This is a genomic window from Ancylobacter aquaticus (genome assembly GCF_004339465.1).
Lineage (GTDB): Bacteria > Pseudomonadota > Alphaproteobacteria > Rhizobiales > Xanthobacteraceae > Ancylobacter > Ancylobacter aquaticus.
In genome coordinates, this window is the sequence record NZ_SMFY01000002.1 from 721054 (window position 1) to 739106 (window position 18053).

15 protein-coding genes and 1 tRNA gene are annotated in these 18053 nt (G+C 64.5%); 6 read left to right on the top strand and 10 right to left on the bottom strand.

The window, feature by feature from the left end; genetic code table 11:
- Positions 1-4: 4 nt before the first annotated feature.
- The 8 genes from EV667_RS12925 to EV667_RS12960 form a co-directional block, all read right to left on the bottom strand.
- The gene (locus EV667_RS12925; RefSeq protein WP_131835736.1) at positions 5-1792 is read right to left on the bottom strand and encodes an LBP/BPI/CETP family protein; all 1788 of its coding nucleotides are present in this window, start codon (positions 1790-1792) and stop codon (positions 5-7) included.
- A gap of 12 nt (positions 1793-1804) precedes the next feature.
- Positions 1805-5695 carry a hypothetical protein gene (locus EV667_RS12930; protein ID WP_131835737.1) on the bottom strand — a complete coding sequence of 1297 codons (3891 nt, stop codon included), beginning with the start codon at positions 5693-5695 and terminating at the stop codon, positions 1805-1807.
- A 660-nt stretch (positions 5696-6355) separates the two neighbouring features.
- Positions 6356-6441 (bottom strand) — tRNA-Leu (locus EV667_RS12935).
- 31 nt (positions 6442-6472) lie between these two features.
- Positions 6473-8167, bottom strand: a complete 1695-nt coding sequence (locus EV667_RS12940; RefSeq protein WP_131835738.1) for a formate--tetrahydrofolate ligase — start codon at positions 8165-8167, stop codon at positions 6473-6475.
- A 26-nt stretch (positions 8168-8193) separates the two neighbouring features.
- Complete coding sequence (locus tag EV667_RS12945) at positions 8194-8604, bottom strand: DoxX family protein (protein WP_131835739.1); 411 nt, start codon at positions 8602-8604, stop codon at positions 8194-8196.
- Positions 8605-8693: 89 nt separating this feature from the next.
- The gene (locus EV667_RS12950) at positions 8694-9107 is read right to left on the bottom strand and encodes a hypothetical protein (RefSeq protein WP_131835740.1); all 414 of its coding nucleotides are present in this window, start codon (positions 9105-9107) and stop codon (positions 8694-8696) included.
- Between the two features lie 9 nt (positions 9108-9116).
- Entirely contained in the window at positions 9117-9623 is a 507-nt protein-coding gene (gene gpt / locus EV667_RS12955; RefSeq protein ID WP_131835741.1) for a xanthine phosphoribosyltransferase, read from the bottom strand.
- 124 nt (positions 9624-9747) lie between these two features.
- The gene (locus tag EV667_RS12960; protein WP_131835742.1) at positions 9748-10494 is read right to left on the bottom strand and encodes a competence/damage-inducible protein A; all 747 of its coding nucleotides are present in this window, start codon (positions 10492-10494) and stop codon (positions 9748-9750) included.
- Between the two features lie 202 nt (positions 10495-10696).
- Here EV667_RS12960 and EV667_RS12965 point away from each other — a divergent pair, with 202 nt between their 5' ends.
- The 5 genes from EV667_RS12965 to EV667_RS12985 all read left to right on the top strand — a co-directional run bounded on the left by EV667_RS12965 (position 10697) and on the right by EV667_RS12985 (position 15559).
- Entirely contained in the window at positions 10697-12118 is a 1422-nt protein-coding gene (locus EV667_RS12965) for a circularly permuted type 2 ATP-grasp protein (RefSeq protein ID WP_131835743.1), read from the top strand.
- 157 nt (positions 12119-12275) lie between these two features.
- Positions 12276-12899 carry a LysE family translocator gene (locus EV667_RS12970; protein WP_131835744.1) on the top strand — a complete coding sequence of 208 codons (624 nt, stop codon included), beginning with the start codon at positions 12276-12278 and terminating at the stop codon, positions 12897-12899.
- A 12-nt stretch (positions 12900-12911) separates the two neighbouring features.
- The gene (locus tag EV667_RS12975; protein ID WP_131835745.1) at positions 12912-13856 is read left to right on the top strand and encodes an alpha-E domain-containing protein; all 945 of its coding nucleotides are present in this window, start codon (positions 12912-12914) and stop codon (positions 13854-13856) included.
- 13 nt (positions 13857-13869) lie between these two features.
- Positions 13870-14706 (top strand): transglutaminase family protein, encoded by an 837-nt coding sequence (locus tag EV667_RS12980; protein ID WP_131835746.1) that lies wholly within the window; start codon positions 13870-13872, stop codon positions 14704-14706.
- Between the two features lie 112 nt (positions 14707-14818).
- A complete protein-coding gene (locus EV667_RS12985; protein WP_131835747.1) occupies positions 14819-15559 on the top strand; it encodes a proteasome-type protease in 741 nt (246 codons plus the stop codon).
- 98 nt (positions 15560-15657) lie between these two features.
- Here the strand turns inward: EV667_RS12985 and EV667_RS12990 are convergent, their stop codons facing one another.
- A complete protein-coding gene (locus EV667_RS12990) occupies positions 15658-15900 on the bottom strand; it encodes a hypothetical protein (protein ID WP_131835748.1) in 243 nt (80 codons plus the stop codon).
- Here EV667_RS12990 and EV667_RS12995 point away from each other — a divergent pair.
- On the top strand, positions 15899-16645 hold the full coding sequence (locus tag EV667_RS12995; protein WP_131835749.1) for an SDR family oxidoreductase: 747 nt from the start codon (positions 15899-15901) through the stop codon (positions 16643-16645). The two genes, EV667_RS12990 and EV667_RS12995, sit on opposite strands and share 2 nt — an antisense overlap.
- A gap of 12 nt (positions 16646-16657) precedes the next feature.
- On the opposite strand, the gene EV667_RS13000 is transcribed toward EV667_RS12995, so the two are convergent.
- Positions 16658-17983, bottom strand: a complete 1326-nt coding sequence (locus EV667_RS13000) for a DUF2235 domain-containing protein (protein ID WP_131835750.1) — start codon at positions 17981-17983, stop codon at positions 16658-16660.
- Positions 17984-18053 lie beyond the last annotated feature (70 nt).

Here is an 18053-nt window from a genome sequence, read left to right on the forward strand (position 1 = left end):
GCGTTCACTCCGCCGCGATGGCGTAAACGCGCATCAGGCCGGTCTCATCATCCCTTTTATGGACCAGCGTGTGAACCAGCCCGCGCACGGCCATGGGCAGCTGAGCCGGCTTGAACTCAAGCTGTGTCGCGATCGAGATGTAGCCCTCCTGGACGCTTAGCGTCGAATGGGTCAGGAGGAACGAGAACCCCTGGGCGATTGGAATGGCCACGCCGCGCTGTCCCATTCCCTGCATGGCGGTGGCATAGGAACTCTCGCCCACCACCGGCCAGACGAAGTCGCCGAAATTCTTCTTGGAGAATCCGGGGATGGTGGTCGACTTGAACGTCACCTGGTTGCTGGCATTGGCGAAGCTGAACATCATCGATTGGGCGTTGGTGGCGGTCGTGCCCAGCGACAGATCGGTCATGATGTCCGTGCGCTGGAGATCGAAGACGAGGTTCGGACGGGGCGTCGCCCCGTTCTCGACCAGAATCTGCAGCTCCATCGTCTGGTTGGTCACTTTGCCCTTCTGGCTGACCGCGTTCTCGATCGTCGCAAAATATTGCGGCGGGATCTGCGTATCCGTCATTGCCGATTCAAGCGTCGACAGGCTGGCATAGGCGTTTCCCGAGAACGCCATGAGCATTTGGTAGACCGACGCCGGCAGCTGCGATTGCAGGAGTGTCATGGCTGCGGTGGTGAACAGCCAGACCTGCTGAAATGTCGTCACGGGCGCGTCGAGGGGTGAGATCAGGGCGGTGAGCGCGACATTCCCATACTGTTTGAACGCCGGCTCATAAGCGGCGTAGGTCGCAGCCTTCAGGGCAGAGGGATTGGGCAAATCCGACGGCGTCAGCGTCAGGTTCAGCAGGCCGGCCTTGAAATACGCCCAGGACAAGCCGTTTATCGACCAATCCGAGACGTAGATGTTCATGAAGTGATCGTCGCTGTCCGCTGGCACTGCGGGGATCGGCAGGACCGGAGGTTTGTCTCCGGCATAGATCTCGCTGCCGTAGGACGCGACGCCGGTGGTCCCGACCGTCACTCCCCTTGCGTTCGGAAAGCCAAGACCGCCCGGCCCCAGCGCGTAGTTGAACTTGATCCCGTTGCCCAGATCCGTATTGCCGTCGATGGACTTCAGCACGCCCGAGAGAATCTGGCTGATCGGCGTCTTGAAGTCGATATTGGAGATCGCCGACGCGGTGGCATCGCTCACCTTGGTCGAGAAGCAGCCCGCGCTGGTCTGTCCGTTGACCGCGCTCCCTCCGGGAATGTTGGCGACCGGCCCGCTTGCCGCGCCAGTCGCCGCCGTCACATTGAAGCTGTAGGTGTTGGTGGTCGCGTTGTAGACGAATTCCGTCGGCACGGTGACCGTCATGCCACCGAAGCCCGGATTGTAGCTGAAGCTCTTGTCCGGGTACGTCGTATTGCAGGAAGGCGGCACCATGTCGCCGGAATTGAAACAGGTATATTTCTCGTAGGTCTCCCGCCAGTCGAAGGTTGCCGAGAAGCCCCCCGCGCTCAGGATCAGCTGGAACTGGTTGCCCGCCGGCGTGCCGCCGCTGCCCTGCGCGACCGACGAATAGGACGGATTAAACCCGTTCAGCCTGCCATTGGACAGCTGGATCTTGAAGTTGGAGTAGGAGCTCATATAGCCGAATCCCACATCCATGAAATCCGGTATGTTGATTGTGTTGGATGGCGGGGTCAGATTCTGCAACTTCTTGACGGCCGCGCCGCTGACCAGAGATTGAGAGAAGAACTCGATGCCCTTCTTGCCAATGGCAAGGGTAACGCCCTGAACGGTCATCTCTGATACTCCTCAAGCCGGAACCGTGTAGACCTGGATCGTCTGGCCGGTGCGATAGATGTGGTAGACGATCAGCCCGTCCTTGATCGCCCAGGCACCTTCGCGGTCAATCACCTCGATGGAGGCGTTCGGGCTGAGGGGGTGGCTCTTGGCCTTGAACGCCGCCGCGACAACGGTGATGTTGCGGTCGTTCAGGGCCTTCTGCACCGCGATGTCGAGATCGAACAGCGGCGGGGTGGGCGTCCAGTGACTGACCTGCGGCTCGGGGCGACCGTCGGCGCCGCGCAGCGTGCCGTAGCCCAGGCCGAAGACGTTGCGCCAGATATCGACCGCGAATTTCGACAGCACGGGGTACTGCAGATCCTGAATCACGGAAGGATCGGGGCTCCGTGACAGATGAGTTCCGTCCGGGGCATAGATGTCGAGCATGTAGTTCTGCGGCTGGCTGCCGTCGCCGTAATAGCTCAGAACATAGATGTGGCCCTGCGCCTCGACGCCGAGATCGAGATAGGTCGGGGTGGCGGGCGCGGGAGCCAGGGGGAAGAAGGAGAAGCTGCGCTTGATCAGCGACCGGCGCGGGTCCGCCGTGGACGGGGAAACCTCCCAGGCGCTCCCGAGCAGCGGCGCGATGATCGTCCACGCCTTGCCGGGATCGACCACCTCGATCTGGGCGCGGCCGGGAAGGCCGTAGACACTGATCGCCTCGTCCACCGCCTCCAATTGCCAGACAAGGCCGCGAGGGTCGACGATGCGCCACGCCTCCCCCGCCCGGATGACGCGTAGTTGCGCGCTGACATCGGGGTTGTCCATGTCCTCGGGATCGAAGCTCGGCGTGATGCCGGTGTTCGAGAGGGCGCAGACCAGCGGGCCATCGGGCGCGTAGTGGCCGGTGTCGAGTTCTCCCGTGAGATCAGCGTCGATGATGCCCAGAAGGGTTTGGCCAACAGTGACCAGCGCGGTGTTGAACGCCTCCGGAATCGCGCCGCTATCCAGTTCATCGCCAATCGACGCCGTGGGCAGGTCGAACAGCGTACCGGACCAGGTGAAGCACGGCACCGGGTTGCCCCTGGTGTCGAAGGCCTGCACGCGCCTGTTGATGGATTCGAGCAGCAGCAGGCGACCGTCCGGCGCCACCGCCATCGCCTTCGGCCCCCGGATCAGGCCTTCGCGAATTCCGTCGCCCGAGACGTAGAAGGCCTCGGGCGCCTTGTCGTCGTCGGTCGGGATCTCCGGCAGAGGGGCCAGCAGGATCTTCTGCTTCTGGAACGAGGCAGCGACGACCATGTTCGAGGGATGAACCGCCAGCGCATCGAGCTGATTGATCGGAAAGCGCGCCCACGATTTCAGATTGCTTCCGGTCAGGCCGAAATCGCTTGAGCCGTCATTGAGCACCACCTGCCGCAGGTTGTTTCCGCCCTCGCGGGGATCGAGAATGAAATTCTGCTGGTTGATGGTCTTCCCGTCGCCCAGCGCTGTCGCATAGGCCACCTGCGGCGACTGGGTGAAGCCGATCCTGGAGAATTTCAACCGGGAATTGGGCTGCGCCAATACCGAGAGGTTCTGCACGGCGTAGAGTTGCTCGTTGCTTGTCGGCGCCGAGAGATGGTCGGGCGGCAGCGACATGCCGGAGGCGCGCCAGATATAGCCGATCTGGGAGGCCGTGTTGTTGACCGTGATCGCCACTGGCTGGCACAGCGTTCCGCTGCCACCGCAGTCCAGCGCGGAAAGGGTGGCTGCGGGCGGGGCGCCGCCTTTCCAGACATAGGCCCCGTTCTCGAAGGCGATCTGTTCCTTGAAACGATACTGCGTGTCGGCCGACAACGGCACCAGCATCTCGGTGATGCTGGCATCCGGCAGAACCAGCGTGGTGCCCTCAGTGGGAACCGCCTTGAGGTTGCCGCTCTCCCACGACCCGGCCAGCCAGCCATTGCTCGAATAGATGCCGAAGATGATCTTGAACGCGCCGCCAGCCGGCACATCCTCGAACCTCAGCGCGATCGGCGCATTCGATGTGGTGTCGGACATCGGGCCCTTGAGCTCGAAATTCGTCCCGTTCTTATACTGCAGGAGCGCATAGTATCGCGCGCCGACGGCCGGCCAGACCGCCGTGGAAGGATTGCCGGCTTCGCCATGGGTGGGGTCGGGATGCATGACCAGCGTCACGTCGATGGCGCGCGTGGCTTTGATCCGCACGGTCGCGGGCGAGGCCAGCACCTCGATGGTCGTCTCGGCGATGGCCACGAACCCGACAGCCACCGCAGCGGCCTTGAGGATAAGGCCCACCGGCCCGAAGGCATTGGAAAGCTCGCCCGCCGCGACCTGCTTGAGCACCCATTCGCCGAGCTTCTCCAGTCCCTTCTTCAAGATAATTCCGAGAGCCGCGCTGGCCAGCCCGAACACGACCTTCTTGACGTTGGTAAGCGCCGCCACAGTTGCCGACCCGCCACCGATGATCGGAATCGCAATCGCGATGGCCGCCGCCGTGAGATCGCGATCGCTGACAATGGCGTTGAAAGTCTTGGTCGAGGTCACGACCTTGCCGGCGACCATGAAGATGCCGGGGATGGCGTACTGCCACAGCCCGGTCAGCAGCGCGCCGGAGGTCGAGACATCCTCTTCCCAATCGGATGTTCCCAGACTGCCGAAGAGCAGTTCGACCGCCGCCGCTCCCTCAAGGTCGAAATCGAGCCCGGTCGGGTCGGTCGGCATGGGAATGCCGGCAACCGCGTTGGTGGCGGAGATCGACCAGAGCCTCTTTATCCCGCCGATCGGTTCGCCCTTCTCATTGAGCAGTCGATAGCCGACGAACAGCGTCCGCATGAAGACGTTGCTTGCATCGATCGAGAAATGGTCCTGGGCGTTGACCTTGATCGATTTCGCGTCGGCACGGACACCGAAGCTGGTCCCGGTATGGTCCAGCGTCCATTTATACGAGGCCGCGTCGCCGGCACCGGCGCGCCGCGCTGTGGATCGGGCAGTGGCGGCCCCCTCGCGTCGCGTCGCGGTCTGTCCGGCGGTCGGGGTCCACGTCTTTCCCTGAAGCCGGGTGTCGTTGGCAGCGGTCAGGTTTGCCCGCGCGATGGGCGAGCCCATAGCGTCTTCGACGCCGGGGACAACGGTGTAGGTATAGAGCTGCTGGCCGGTCCTGAACCCGCCCTCCTCCGGCGCGAGATCGTATTCGGCCTTGAGCGGATTGCCTTCATGATCGGTGCAGGGAACGACAGGGGCCCAGTCGGCGCCAGCATCGTCGATCGCGGAACTGAGTATCTGGATGTTGTTGAACTGGTCGGGGTCCGTGCGCGGGTCGCCCAGTATATGGTCGTACATCAGCACCGATTGCGTGTAGGGCTGCACGCTCGCGAGATCGGGATGGTGGCCCACCAGGCTTCCGGCGGTGGAGGTCAGGTTGACTACGCTGTTGCTGGCGACCAGAAGCCTCACCGCCTCCTCGGGGTCTTTCGGCAGTTCGCGTACGCCGAGCCCATCGAGGATCGCCGAGAAATTCGTGGGGCGTACGAACCGACTGCGAACGCCGAACGCGGCGTGCTCGGCGGCCGGGCGACGATAATGGGCGATCTGCATCCGGAAGAATTCCCGCAGCGCGTCCTCGGGAATGTGGTGGGTCATGCGTACCATCTGCCGCAGATGGATCTCCGGGCGCTCTGGCATCACCACCCGCACAATCGTCACGCCGCGAGGCCCTATTTCCTCCGGGGGGACACGGATGTAGTGGGTGAATGTCGACCGAGCCGTCTCGGAATAGGCAAAAAGGCGGTTTGAATCGACGGCAGCGCCCAGTGTCTTGTCATCGTGTTCGCGGATATCGAAATGCCGCGCGCCGATGGCGAGCTGCAGGTCTCCGGAAATGTCGAGATCGCTGAGATCGACATGAAATGTCTTCATGGAAGCTGCCCCCAGACCCGATTTTTACTAATCCCAGACGATTTATTCAGTCCGCCCTGCCTGTCGGGAATCTGTCCGACTACATTTCCGCCCGCGTCATCACCGATGAACCGCAGGCCCTATCCCGGAAAGACCGCAAACTCGATCCGGTATCGGCACGGTATCCAGGCACACGCTCACGGCGACCATCCGCCAGCTCCGGCTGGAATGACGGTCTCCCTCGAACGATCTCAAACAGGCTCTGAAAGGCGATCAAAAGTGCATATATTGGAGAATTAAAACTCCAAGTTGCAACCCACGTTAAGTTCCGCAGACCGGACCCAACTGTCAAGCGCAATCTGAGATACGTTTGTATTTCTGATACACTTTTTACGTGTATTCGATCATGGACGGCAGGAGGCGCGACCGAGCGGCCGGCGGCACGCGGGGTCCATGCGGAAAGTGCGCCGCCCCCCGTCGCGGCGAAGGCACGACGACCCCGCTAATCTCGAATCCGCCATCAAGCGTCGCACAAACGGAACGCCCGCCGCGCCGGCGACCGCACGCCCGCGATGTCACGGCCCCCGGTCGTGCCGGGCCGTACGATGGTCAATAGTACCGCTGAGCGGAGCGAAGTCGAACCCGCGCCTTGGGTTTTCAGGCGGCAAGGTGCAAAAGAGATGGTGCGGGCGGCCGGGCTCGAACCGGCACTCTCAGAGAGAAACGGATTTTAAGTCCGTTGCGTCTACCAGTTTCGCCACGCCCGCGAGGCCGTTCAGCGGTGGCGATCCGCTTCCGTCAGAACACCCCGCCGATGAAGCCGGTCTCGTCGACGAAGATGTCTTCCGCCGCCGGACGGGAAGGCAGGCCCGGCATGGTCATCACCTCGCCGCACAGCGCCACCACGAAGCCGGCACCGGCCGAGAGGCGCACGTCGCGCACCGGCAAGGTGAACCCTTCCGGCGCGCCGCGCTTCGTCGGGTCGGCGGAGAAGCTGTACTGGGTCTTGGCCATGCAGATCGGCAGGTCGCCATAGCCCTGCGCCTCGAACTCGGCGAGCTTGCGCCGCGCGCCGGGCTCGATCGCCACCGCGCCGGCGCGGTAGATGCGCGTCGCGATTGCCTCGATCTTCTCCACGAGCGGCAGCGCACTGTCATAAAGCGGGCGGAAATTGGAAGGGCCGGCGGCCAGCGCCACCACCTCCTCGGCGAGGCCCATCGCCCCGGCCGATCCCTCGGCCCAGTGGGAGCACAGATGCACGCTGGCGCCCACCGCCGCGCAGGCCGCCTTGATGGCCTCGATCTCGGCTGATGTGTCGCTGGTGAAGCGGTTGATCGCCACCACCGCCGGCAGGCCGAACGCCTTCATGTTCTCGATGTGCCGCACAAGGTTCGAGGTGCCGGCCGACACGGCGGCGACATTCTCCGGCCCCAGATCCTTCTGCGACACGCCGCCATGCATCTTCAGCGCCCGCACCGTGGCGACGATGACCACCACGGAGGGCGTCAGCCCGGCCTGCCGGCACTTGATGTCGAGGAACTTCTCCGCCCCGAGATCAGCGCCGAAGCCGGCCTCCGTCACCACATAGTCGGCGAGGCCGAGTGCGGTGCGGGTCGCAATAACCGAATTGCAGCCATGGGCGATGTTGGCGAACGGGCCGCCATGCACCACCGCCGGGGTCGCCTCCAGCGTCTGCACCAGATTGGGCTGGAAGGCGTCGCGCAGCAGCGCGGTCATCGCCCCCGTCACCTTGATCTGGCCGGCGGTGATCGGCTGGCGGGCGCGGTTCTGCGCCACCACCATGCGGCCGAGCCGCTCCTCCAGGTCCTCCAGCGAGCGCGCGAGGCAGAAGATCGCCATCACCTCGCTCGCCACGGTGATGTCGAAGCCGTCCTCGCGCGAGAAGCCGTTGCCCGGCCCGCCGAGCCCGACCACCACGCTGCGCAGGGCGCGGTCGTTCAGGTCGACCACGCGCCGCCAGTTGATGCGGCGGGTGTCGATGTCGAGGGCATTGCCCCAGTAAATGTGGTTGTCGATGGCGGCGGCGAGCAGATTGTGCGCGGCACTGATGGCGTGAAAATCGCCGGTGAAGTGCAGGTTGATGTCCTGCATCGGCACGATCTGCGCATGGCCGCCGCCGGTGGCGCCACCCTTGGAGCCGAACACCGGGCCGAGGCTCGGCTCGCGCAGGGCGATGGCCACGCGCTTGCCGACGCGGGCCAGCGCGTCGCCGAGGCCGATGGTCGTGGTGGTCTTGCCCTCGCCTGCCGGGGTCGGGTTGATGGCGGTGACGAGGATGAGCCTGCCATCCGCCTTTGCCTCGGCAGCGCGGGCGAAGTCGAGCGCGATCTTCGCCTTGTCGGGACCGTAGCGGTAGAGCGCGGCGGCCGGCACGCCCAGCTTGTCGCCGATCTCCTCGATGGGGCGCGGCGTGACCGATGCCGCGATGGCCGCATCGCTGGTAGGGTCGATCGTGCGCAGCGCGGTGTTCATGTCGGCTCCCCTTATCCCTTCCGCCATCAGGCCGCGCGCGTGCGCTCGGCCAGGATAGCGACCAGCAACATGCCGCCCAGCACCGACAGATGCTCGACAGCCACATAGAATTCAAACTGCGCCATCGGACCTTCCATGCTCCAGAAATGGTGCGCGATAGGGATGGTCAGCAGCGTGAAGATGCCCAGCGCCCCGGCCCCCAGCCACGTGGCCCGGTTCAGCAGGATCAGCAGCCCGCCGACAAGTTGGGTGATGATGGTCGCCGCTGCGAAAAGCCATGGCGGGCTGAGGCCGAAATGGGCCATCTCGGCCTCGGCACCGGCGAAATCGGTGAGCTTGGATATGGCGCTGCCGAGGAACATGAAGACAAGCAGGAGACGGGCAACAAAGGCCGTGATCGGCGAGCGCAGAATGCCGGAGATGATCGCGGGTGTCATCGGTGAGGGCCCTTAAGCGGCGCGATTTGCCGCATGCCGGCATAACGCAGGGGAGGCCGAAAGGCGAGGTGCCCGCCGGCCTCCTTGTCTCAGGACGGCCGGCTTTTCGGATCGCCGTCCTTACCGTCCGACCCGTCCTCATCCGGCCCAGTGGCGTCCTCGTCCTCGTCCTCGTCACCTTCCTGGGCGGCCTTGGCCTCGGCGATAAACTCGGCGGCGTATTTCTTGGCGTCGCGCACGCTGTCGCCGAGTTCGCGGGCGTAGCGGTCGAGATCAACCCGGAGCCCGCCAACCGAGGGCTTTTCGGTCTCGGCGGCATAGGCGACCATGCGCAGTGACAGGCCGATATCGGAGGCCAGCACCGCCATGAAGCCGTCGCTCAAATCGTGATCGTCGGCATATTCCATGAGCATGTCGTAGAGCGCCGCGCGATGCTGATCGAAGGCGGCGTCATAACCTTCGTCGGCTTCATCTTCCGGGTTGTCCGTGATGCTATCGGCCATGTCCTGTCCTCACGCTACCCCGTCGCGGATCGGCGGCTGGAAGCTCAGCCCCATGTCCCACGGGAAATAGATCCACGTATCCTGGCTCACCTCGGTGATGAAGGTGTCGATGAGCGGCCGGCCGAGCGGCTTGGCGTAGACGGTGGCGAAATGCGCGGAAGGCAGCATATCGCGCACGAGGCGCGCCGTCTTGCCGGTATCGACCAGGTCGTCGATCACCAGCAGCCCCTTTCCGCCCGCGCCCGCCACCGCCGTCACCACATCGGCGATAGGCTTCAACACCTGCATCTCGCCCTGCTTGGTGTAGTCGTGATAGCTGGCGATGCACACCGTCTCGATCATGCGCAGGCCAAGCTCGCGCGCCACGATCGCCGCCGGCACCAGCCCGCCCCGGGTGATGCAGACGATGCCCTCGAAAGGGCCCGCGCCGGCCAGCCGCCACGCAAGGGCGCGCGCGTCGCGGTGAAACTGATCCCAGGAGACCGGAAAGGCCTTGTTCTGGCGGTCATCGGACATCAGGCGAAATCCCGGCAAGGCTGGCAGAAACGTCAGCGGCGATCATTAGCGGCAGCGCCGCGCCTTCTCCAGTGCCGCCGGGCGGAAATTCCCCGCTTCGCACGGGAAAATCGGACCGGGAGGTTCACTTCCGCTGCGCCAGCGCCGCGACCATGGCCTCGACCGCCGCCACCGCCGCCGCCAGCCGCTCCGGATCGCGCCCGCGCACCACGAGATTGGTGTTGGGCCGCCCATCCTCGGCCATGAAGGGATAGCTGCCGATGCTCACCTCGGGGTGAGCGAGGGCGATGGCGCCAAGCGGCCCGCCGACATCGCCCTCGCGCGCATCGGCGCGCACGGTCTGCGAGAGCATACGCACGCCCGTCCGAAGCTTGGGCGCCACTTGGTCGAGCATCGCCTGCATGATGGTCGGCACGCCGGCCATGACGATCACATTGCCGATCCAGAAGCCCGGCGCCTTGGAGACCGGGTTCTCCACGAGATCGGCGCCCTGCGGGATGCGGGCCATGCGCAGGCGCGCCTCGTTGAGGTCTTCCAGCTTGATGTATTCCAGCAGCATGGCGCGGGCGCGGGGGTCGACGTCGATCGGCACGCCGAAGGCCTTGGCCACCGAATCCGCCGTGATGTCGTCATGTGTCGGGCCGATGCCGCCGGTGGTGAAGACATAGGTGTAGCGGGCGCGCAGCGCGTTAACTGCGCCGACGATCTCGTCCTCGATGTCGGGCACCACCCGCACCTCGCGCACATCGACGCCGATGGCCGTGAGATACTCGGCGATATAGCCGATGTTCCGGTCCTTGGTGCGCCCGGAAAGTATCTCGTCGCCGATGACCAACACCGCTGCCGACACCGGCTCTGCCGCATCCGCCATTCGATTCTCCCCCCAACCGGGATGACGACGCCGCCATCCGCCGCAATTCACCGCACTCGTCGCCGCTTGCGAGGGCACAATGCCCTCGAAATGGGCAAATGGTGCGCTATCTCGCAATTATCGCCTTGGGACGGGTTCCTCCCCTTCCGCTGGCACGAGCTTTGTAGCTAACTTGGCGGAGTTGGGGAGTAGATTTGCACCAATGAGCGTCGCCTTCGACGAAATGACCAATGCGGACGGTTCGATCCGTCCCGCCTATGCCGCGCTCTCCCGCTGGTTGAGCAATGTGCCGCCCGACGTGCTGGACTATCGCCGCCGGGAAGCCGAGTTCATTTTCCGGCGCATCGGCATCACTTTCGCCGTCTATGGCGAGAGCGATGCGCAGGAGCGCCTGATCCCCTTCGACATCATCCCGCGCATCCTCGCCGGCAGCGAGTGGCGCCGGCTGGCGCTGGGGCTGGAACAGCGCACCAAGGCGCTGAACCTTTACCTCAAGGACATCTATTCCCGGCGCGAGGTTCTCAAGGCGGGCGTGGTGCCGGAGGACCTCGTCTACCAGAACCCCGCCTTCCGGCCGGAAATGAACGGCCAGAAGGTGCCGCACGACCTCTATGTCCACATTGCCGGCATCGACGTGGTGCGCGTCGATTCCGAAACGTTCTATGTGCTGGAGGACAATGCCCGCACGCCTTCCGGCGTCTCCTACATGCTGGAGAACCGCGAGATCATGATGCGGCTCTTCCCGGAGTTGTTCGCGGATAACCGCGTCGCGCCGGTGGAGAACTACACGGATGAATTGCTGGCGACGCTGAAATCGCTGGCGCCGGGCACCTCCAACAGCGACCCCGCCGTGGTGGTGCTGACGCCGGGCATCTACAACTCGGCCTATTACGAGCACTCCTTCCTCGCCGACAAGCTGGGCGTGGAACTGGTGGAAGGCCGCGACCTGTTCGTGCGCAACGATGTCGTCTACATGCGCACCACCGAGGGGCCGCGCCGCGTCGACGTTATTTATCGCCGCCTCGACGACGATTTCATCGACCCTCTCACCTTCCGCCCTGACAGCACGCTCGGCGTGCCGGGGCTGATGAGCGCCTACAATGCCGGCAACGTCACGCTGACCAACGCAGTCGGCACCGGCGTTGCCGACGACAAGGCGGTCTACAGCTACATGCCGGATATCATCCGCTTCTATCTCGGCGAGGAGCCGCTGCTGAAGAACGTGCCGACGTGGCGGTGCCGCGAGCCGGACCACCTGAAATACGTGCTCGACCATCTGAACGAGCTGGTGGTGAAGGAAGTCCACGGCTCCGGCGGCTACGGCATGCTCATCGGCCCGCGCGCCGACAAGGCGCAGATCGAGCTTTTCCGCGCCAAGTTGAAGCAGGACCCGAACAATTTCATCGCCCAGCCGACGCTGGCCCTGTCGACCTGCCCGACCTTCGTCGAGGAAGGCATCGCTCCGCGCCATGTCGACCTGCGCCCCTTCGTGCTGACCGGCTCCGACAAGGTGCGCATCGTGCCGGGCGGGCTGACCCGCGTGGCGCTGGAGGCCGGCTCGCTGGTGGTCAACTCCAGCCAGGGCGGCGGGACCAAGGACACCTGGGTGCTGGAGGAGAGCTGAGGTCGGCATTCGGAAAACGGAAAGGACCACGTCATCCTGAGGTGCCCGGCGCAGCCGGGCTTTAAGGGATAATCGCCCCAGATGAGCATCCTTCGAGGCTCGCTTCGCTCGCACCTCGGGATGACGGTGCTCTCTGGAACGCATTGAGGGAGCCCCGATGTCGATTGAAACATGGCTGGCCTTCGTTGCCGCCTCGGCGGTCCTGCTGGTGATCCCCGGGCCGACCATCCTGCTCGTCGTGTCCTATGCGCTCGGCCAGGGGCGCAAGGTCGCCTTCCCGGTGGCGCTGGGCGTGGCGCTGGGTGACTTCACCGCCATGACACTGTCCATGCTCGGCCTCGGCGCCCTGCTGGCCACCTCGGCGACGCTGTTTACCGCGTTGAAATGGATCGGCGCCGCCTATCTCATCTGGCTCGGCATCAAGCTCTGGCGCGCCGGCGGGCAGGCCAGCTTCGGCGAGGCCCGCCCGGCGGGATCGGCCGTCTCGATGGTGGCGCATGCCTGGGTCGTCACGGCGCTGAACCCCAAGAGCATCACCTTCTTCGTGGCGTTCCTGCCGCAATTCCTCGATCCGGGGCGGGATTTTCTCACCCAGCTGGCGATTTTCGAGGCAACGTTCCTGTTCCTCGCCGCCGCCAACGCCTTCGGCTATGCGCTGCTCGCCGGTCGCCTGCGCGGGACGGTGCAGAACACGCGACGGGTCGCTATCATCAACCGGGTCGGCGGTTCGCTGCTGATCGCGGCGGGCGTCGCAACGCTCGCCTGGCGCAACGCCAAATAGAACGCGGGTCCCATGCTTTCTCGTACTGCCGACAATCTTTACTGGCTGTCCCGCTACATGGAGCGGGCGGACTGCCTCGCCCGCATTCTCGATGTGACGCAGCGTCTCGCCCAGTTGCCGGCGGCCTATGGCGGCTCGACCAATGAGTGGCGCTCGGCCCTGCTCACCGCCGGCTGCGCCGAGCAGTTCAAGCTCGTTTATGGCGACGACATCAGCGAGCAGAACGTCATCGCCTTCCTGGCCTTCTCGCCGGAAAACCCGTCCTCGATCCGCAACTGCTTCGAGATCGCCCGCACCAATGCCCGCTCGGTCCGCACCGCGCTGACCATGGAGATGTGGGAGACGATCAACTCCTCGTGGCTGGAGCTGAAGCGCTATTCCACCAAGAACATGACGCACGAGGAACTCGCGCGCTTCATGGCCTTCGTCAAGGAAACCTCGCTGCGCTTCGACGGTGCCGCCTACCGCACCATGCTGCGCAACGATGCCTTCTGGTTCTCCCGCGTGGGCATGTATGTCGAGCGCGCCGACAACACGGCCCGCATCCTTGATGTGAAATACCATGTGCTGTTGCCCGATTCCGAGCACATCGGCGGGCCGCTGGACTACTTCCAGTGGGCGTCGATCCTGCGCTCGGTATCGGCGCTGACCTCGTTCCACTGGGTCTACCGCGAAAGCGTGAAGCCGTGGCTGGTGGCCGACCTGTTGATCCTCAACGCGCAGATGCCGCGCTCGCTGACCAGTTGCTACCAGAACATAACGCGCTATCTCGACGATATAGCCAACTTTTACGGCCGCCAGGGCGGCTCGCAGAGGCTGGCGCGCTCAACCCTGACCCGGCTCGGCAACAGCCGCATGGAGGACATTTTCCAGACCGGACTGCACGAATACATCGACACCTTCGTGACCGAGAACAACCGCCTCGGCTCCATCGTCAACGAGCAATACCTGCTCTGAACCGGCCTGCGTCATGCGTATCCATGTCAACCACGCCACCATCTACACCTACGACCCGCCGGCCAATGGCGCGATCCAGACCCTGCGCCTGACGCCGCGCAACCATGATGGCCAGTATGTCGTCGGCTGGCGCATCGACGTCTCGGAAGGCTGCCAGTTGCGCGCCCATCAGGACGCGTTCGGCAATCTGACCCACACTTTCGCGCTGGACGGCCCGATCAAGGAGCTGCGCGTGCTGGTGGAGGGCGAGGTCGAGACGCAGGACACCGCCGGCGTCATCCGCGGCATAAACGAGCGCTTCCCGCCGACCTTCTTCCTGCGAAGCTCGGAGCTCACCAGCCCCGACGCCGAGCTGATCGCCTTCGCGGAATCCGTCGCCGGCGGCGAGAGCGACCGCATCGCCCGCCTGCACGCGCTGATGGACGCCATCACCGCGACGATGAAATTCGACGACGACCCGACCCATGCCTCCACCACCGCCGCCGCCGCCTTCAAGGCGAAGAGCGGCGTGTGCCAGGATTTCGCCCATGTCTTCACCGCCTGCGCCCGTCATATCGGTGTGCCGGCACGCTATGTGAGCGGCTATCTCGTGGGCGACGGAGCCGAGGTCGCGCAGGGCGCCGGCCATCAGGCCGGGCACGCGTGGTCGGAAGCCTATGTCGAGGGGCTGGGCTGGATCGGCTTCGACGCCGCCCAGTGCCAGTGCCCGACCGAGGCCTATGTCCGCCTTGCGGTCGGGCTCGACTATCTCGGCGCCGCCCCGGTGCGGGGCAACCGCTATGGCGGCGGGGATGAAAACCTCACCGTCGCCCTGAAGGTCGACCAGTCGAGCCGCCAGGTGCAGGGCTGAAGTATCTCAGCCGAACAGGCATTGCCGAGGTTGCCCCGCAGGAAAGCGGCCCGGTATAAGGGCGCGGGGCGGCGCTGTTTGGCGCCGGCGCGGATGGGAGAAGTGCCTTTTCATGACCTATTGTTGCGGCATTCTGGTGCGTGACGGCCTCGTCATGATCGCCGATACGAGGACCAATGCCGGCCTCGACAACGTCTCGACCTTCCGCAAGCTCCATGTCTTCGAGGAGCCCGGCCGCCATGTGCTGGCGCTGTCCACCGCCGGCAACCTGTCGATCTCGCAGGCGGTGATCAGCACGCTGCAGGAGGGGCTGGAGAATCCGGAGACCGGCGCCAAGGAGACGCTCGCGACCTGCAGCAGCATGTTCCGCGCCACCCAGCTGGTCGGGCGAGCAGTGCGTCATGTCTATGATCTCTACGGCACCGCGCTGAAGGAAGCCGATCTGCGCTTCGACGTCTCATTCCTCTTCGGCGGCCAGGTGAATGGCGGGCGCATGCGGCTGTTCATGATCTATGCCGCCGGCAATTTCATCGAGTGCACCAGCGACACGCCCTTCCTGCAGATCGGCGAGCACAAATATGGCAAGCCGGTGCTGGACCGCTCCATCACCTTCGACACCGATCTGCTGGACGCGCTGAAATCCGGCCTGATCTCGATGGATTCGACCATGCGCTCTAATCTCGGCGTCGGCATGCCGATCGACATTCTGGCGGCGCGGCGCGATGCCGGACAGGCCGAGGTGAACTATCGCATCGAAGCGGGCGAGCCCTATTATCACGATCTGCGCGAGCGCTGGTCGGCGGCGCTGCGGGCCGCGCATACTGCAATCCCGCGCCCACCCTATGGGCGCTGATGGGCGATCGAAAGCAAAATGGGCCGCCCGCATGCGTATACGAGCGACCCAATTTGTAAAAGCCTGCGCTTGGCGTCAGACCAGAAGCCATTTCACCGTCAGGTGAGCAGCCAGATCAAAAGAATGATCGGAATCGGAATACCGATAAGCCACAAAAGAATAGGCATGATTTTGCCCTCCGGGTTAGCAAGCGTGGGGTTCGCCTTGATAACGTCGAAATTGCTTTTGAGTTCCTTATCGTGCCCGAAACCGTGACATAACGTTGCCTCTGTCCGCAACCGGGACATCGGCACACAGCCTAAGCGTCGGCCAACGGCGCGCTCGTCGGGAGACTTCCACATGGACGCCAATCGCATCGCCCTCGTCACCGGCGCCGGCACGGGCATCGGCAAGGCTGCCGCGATCGCCCTAGGCGAGGCCGGCTTCACCGTGTTGTTGACCGGGCGCCGGGCCGAGCCACTGGACGCGGTCGCCGCCGCCATGGGCGGCAGGGGCCACGCGATCACGGCAGATGTCGCCGACCCCGCGTCGGTGGCGGCGCTGTTCGAGGCGGTGCAGCAGCGCTTCGGCCGGCTCGACGTGCTGTTCAACAATGCCGGCGGCTGGTCGCCCGCCACGCCGATCGAGGACATCCCGCTCGCTGACTGGCAGCATGTGGTGAATGTGAACCTCACCGGCGTGTTCCTGTGCATCCAGCACGCCATGCGGCTGATGAAAGCCCAAGACCCCAAGGGCGGGCGCATCATCAATAATGGCTCGATCTCGGCCCACGCGCCGCGCCCGCTGACAGGCTCCTATACGGCGACCAAGCATGCCGTCACCGGGCTCACCAAGCAGGTGGCACTGGAAGGGCGCGCCCACAACATCGCCTGCGGCCAGATCGACATCGGCAATGCCGAGACCGACATGACGGCGAAGATGAAGTCTGGCGTGCTGCAGCCCAACGGCCAGATCATGGTCGAGCCGACCTTCGACGCCGCCCATGCCGGTCGCGCGGTCGCCCACATGGCCAGCCTGCCGCTCGACGCCAACATCCTCACAATGACCATCATGGCCACCAGCGCGCCGTTTATCGGCCGGGGGTGAGCGGAGCCGGCGTCAGGTCCAGTTCACCCGCGCCGTCGCCAATGCTGCGTGATGAGCCGTGGGCAGCGCCTGTTTAAGCGTCGTCAAGTCGGCCGGATCGTCCAGCCAGTCCAGCGGTCCGGTATCGCCCATGAAGCCGAGTTCCACCGTGGGATGGCCCAGCGCCACATGCGCCGGGGCGAAAAAACTGTCGAGCGTGTGGCCTAGATTACGGGGCCGATAGATGCCGCCCTTGGCGTTCTTTCCGCCCGTCAGCCGCCGCAGCGCTGAAACATGCACATATTCGCCGATGGGCCTAGCGTGCGGGGGCAGCGAGGCCAGCTTGTATCCCCTGTCGGCCGGCCGCTGCTGAGCGATCACCCGCAGCGACGGCTTGATATTGCTGAAGATCGACCGCACACCGTGGCGGGATTCGTGGATATCCAGCGGGGCAGCGCCGGACAAGACCAGCCGATGCCCCGGACGGAGGCTGAGAGACGGCTGCCCGGCATCGGCGTTCAGCTGGTCGATGCGCCGAAGCATCCAGTCGAGCGTCACCGCACCGATACCACCCATGCCATAGCCGCCGCCGATATCCGAATGGACGCCGGGAAACCAGACCTGCTCGACCGTGGTGAAATTGGCGTGCTGCGGCACCTGCCAGAGCGAAGGCGGGAAGAACCGGCGCATCTCGTCAATGGCCAGAGCGTGCAGCGAATGGTCGATAACCGAGGACAAGGTCGTGTCGTGAAACTGGTACTGCCGACGGCGGCCGGTGAGAAAATCGACCGCGTCGAGCGGAATGCCGAGCGAACCGACCGTGTCAAACACGCCGAGCATGCGAATGCGAAGATCGGCGTGGCACAACGCCGACAGCCGGATTCCCTCGGTGGGATAGCGGTCCTTTGAGTGGGTCCGGTAGTGCAGCCAGGTGGCTTCCTCATTGTCGCGCGTGCAGGTGTCGCGATGCAGCAGGCCGCTCGCGCCGACATAACCGGCGAGGCTGCGCGCGGTGAAGGCGCCGCGCGAAAAGCCGAAGATGTAGATTTCGTCGCCCGTTTCATAGAACTGGCTGAGGAAGCGGTAGGCCTGCCGCACATTGATATCGAGGCCCTTCCCCAAGCCGCCGCCGACATATTTGTCGAGCCCGCCCAGCGTTCCAACCCCCTCGTCGTAATAGATGCGCTGCTCCACGCCATCGGTGACGCCCGGCTGAAGCATGTCCCGCAACCGGACGATGTTGGTGATTTCCTCACCATTGGCGGTATTCCACGTGCCATCCAGGCACAGGATGAGACGCCGGCGGGTGCGCGCCGGGACCGGCCTGGCTTCAGCCTGATTGCGAATTTCCGGTGCCATCCCCGTCCCTCACAGCAAGGTGTGCTCAGAGCAAGGATTTACTTTAAGTTGCATACAACAAAATGCAACC

Excerpts from the sequence above, each read along its gene's own strand:
- EV667_RS12940 (WP_131835738.1), bottom strand. The coding sequence starts at position 8,167 with ATGAACACCGCGCTGCGCACGATCGACCCTACCAGCGATGCGGCCATC.
- EV667_RS12930 (WP_131835737.1), bottom strand. The coding sequence starts at position 5,695 with ATGAAGACATTTCATGTCGATCTCAGCGATCTCGACATTTCCGGAGAC.
- EV667_RS12925 (WP_131835736.1), bottom strand. The coding sequence starts at position 1,792 with ATGACCGTTCAGGGCGTTACCCTTGCCATTGGCAAGAAGGGCATCGAG.
- EV667_RS12970 (WP_131835744.1), top strand. The coding sequence starts at position 12,276 with ATGTCGATTGAAACATGGCTGGCCTTCGTTGCCGCCTCGGCGGTCCTG.
- EV667_RS12965 (WP_131835743.1), top strand. The coding sequence starts at position 10,697 with ATGAGCGTCGCCTTCGACGAAATGACCAATGCGGACGGTTCGATCCGT.
- EV667_RS13000 (WP_131835750.1), bottom strand. The coding sequence starts at position 17,983 with ATGGCACCGGAAATTCGCAATCAGGCTGAAGCCAGGCCGGTCCCGGCG.
- EV667_RS12960 (WP_131835742.1), bottom strand. The coding sequence starts at position 10,494 with ATGGCGGATGCGGCAGAGCCGGTGTCGGCAGCGGTGTTGGTCATCGGC.
- EV667_RS12990 (WP_131835748.1), bottom strand. The coding sequence starts at position 15,900 with ATGTGGAAGTCTCCCGACGAGCGCGCCGTTGGCCGACGCTTAGGCTGT.
- EV667_RS12995 (WP_131835749.1), top strand. The coding sequence starts at position 15,899 with ATGGACGCCAATCGCATCGCCCTCGTCACCGGCGCCGGCACGGGCATC.
- EV667_RS12980 (WP_131835746.1), top strand. The coding sequence starts at position 13,870 with ATGCGTATCCATGTCAACCACGCCACCATCTACACCTACGACCCGCCG.
- EV667_RS12985 (WP_131835747.1), top strand. The coding sequence starts at position 14,819 with ATGACCTATTGTTGCGGCATTCTGGTGCGTGACGGCCTCGTCATGATC.
- EV667_RS12945 (WP_131835739.1), bottom strand. The coding sequence starts at position 8,604 with ATGACACCCGCGATCATCTCCGGCATTCTGCGCTCGCCGATCACGGCC.
- EV667_RS12975 (WP_131835745.1), top strand. The coding sequence starts at position 12,912 with ATGCTTTCTCGTACTGCCGACAATCTTTACTGGCTGTCCCGCTACATG.
- EV667_RS12950 (WP_131835740.1), bottom strand. The coding sequence starts at position 9,107 with ATGGCCGATAGCATCACGGACAACCCGGAAGATGAAGCCGACGAAGGT.
- gpt (WP_131835741.1), bottom strand. The coding sequence starts at position 9,623 with ATGTCCGATGACCGCCAGAACAAGGCCTTTCCGGTCTCCTGGGATCAG.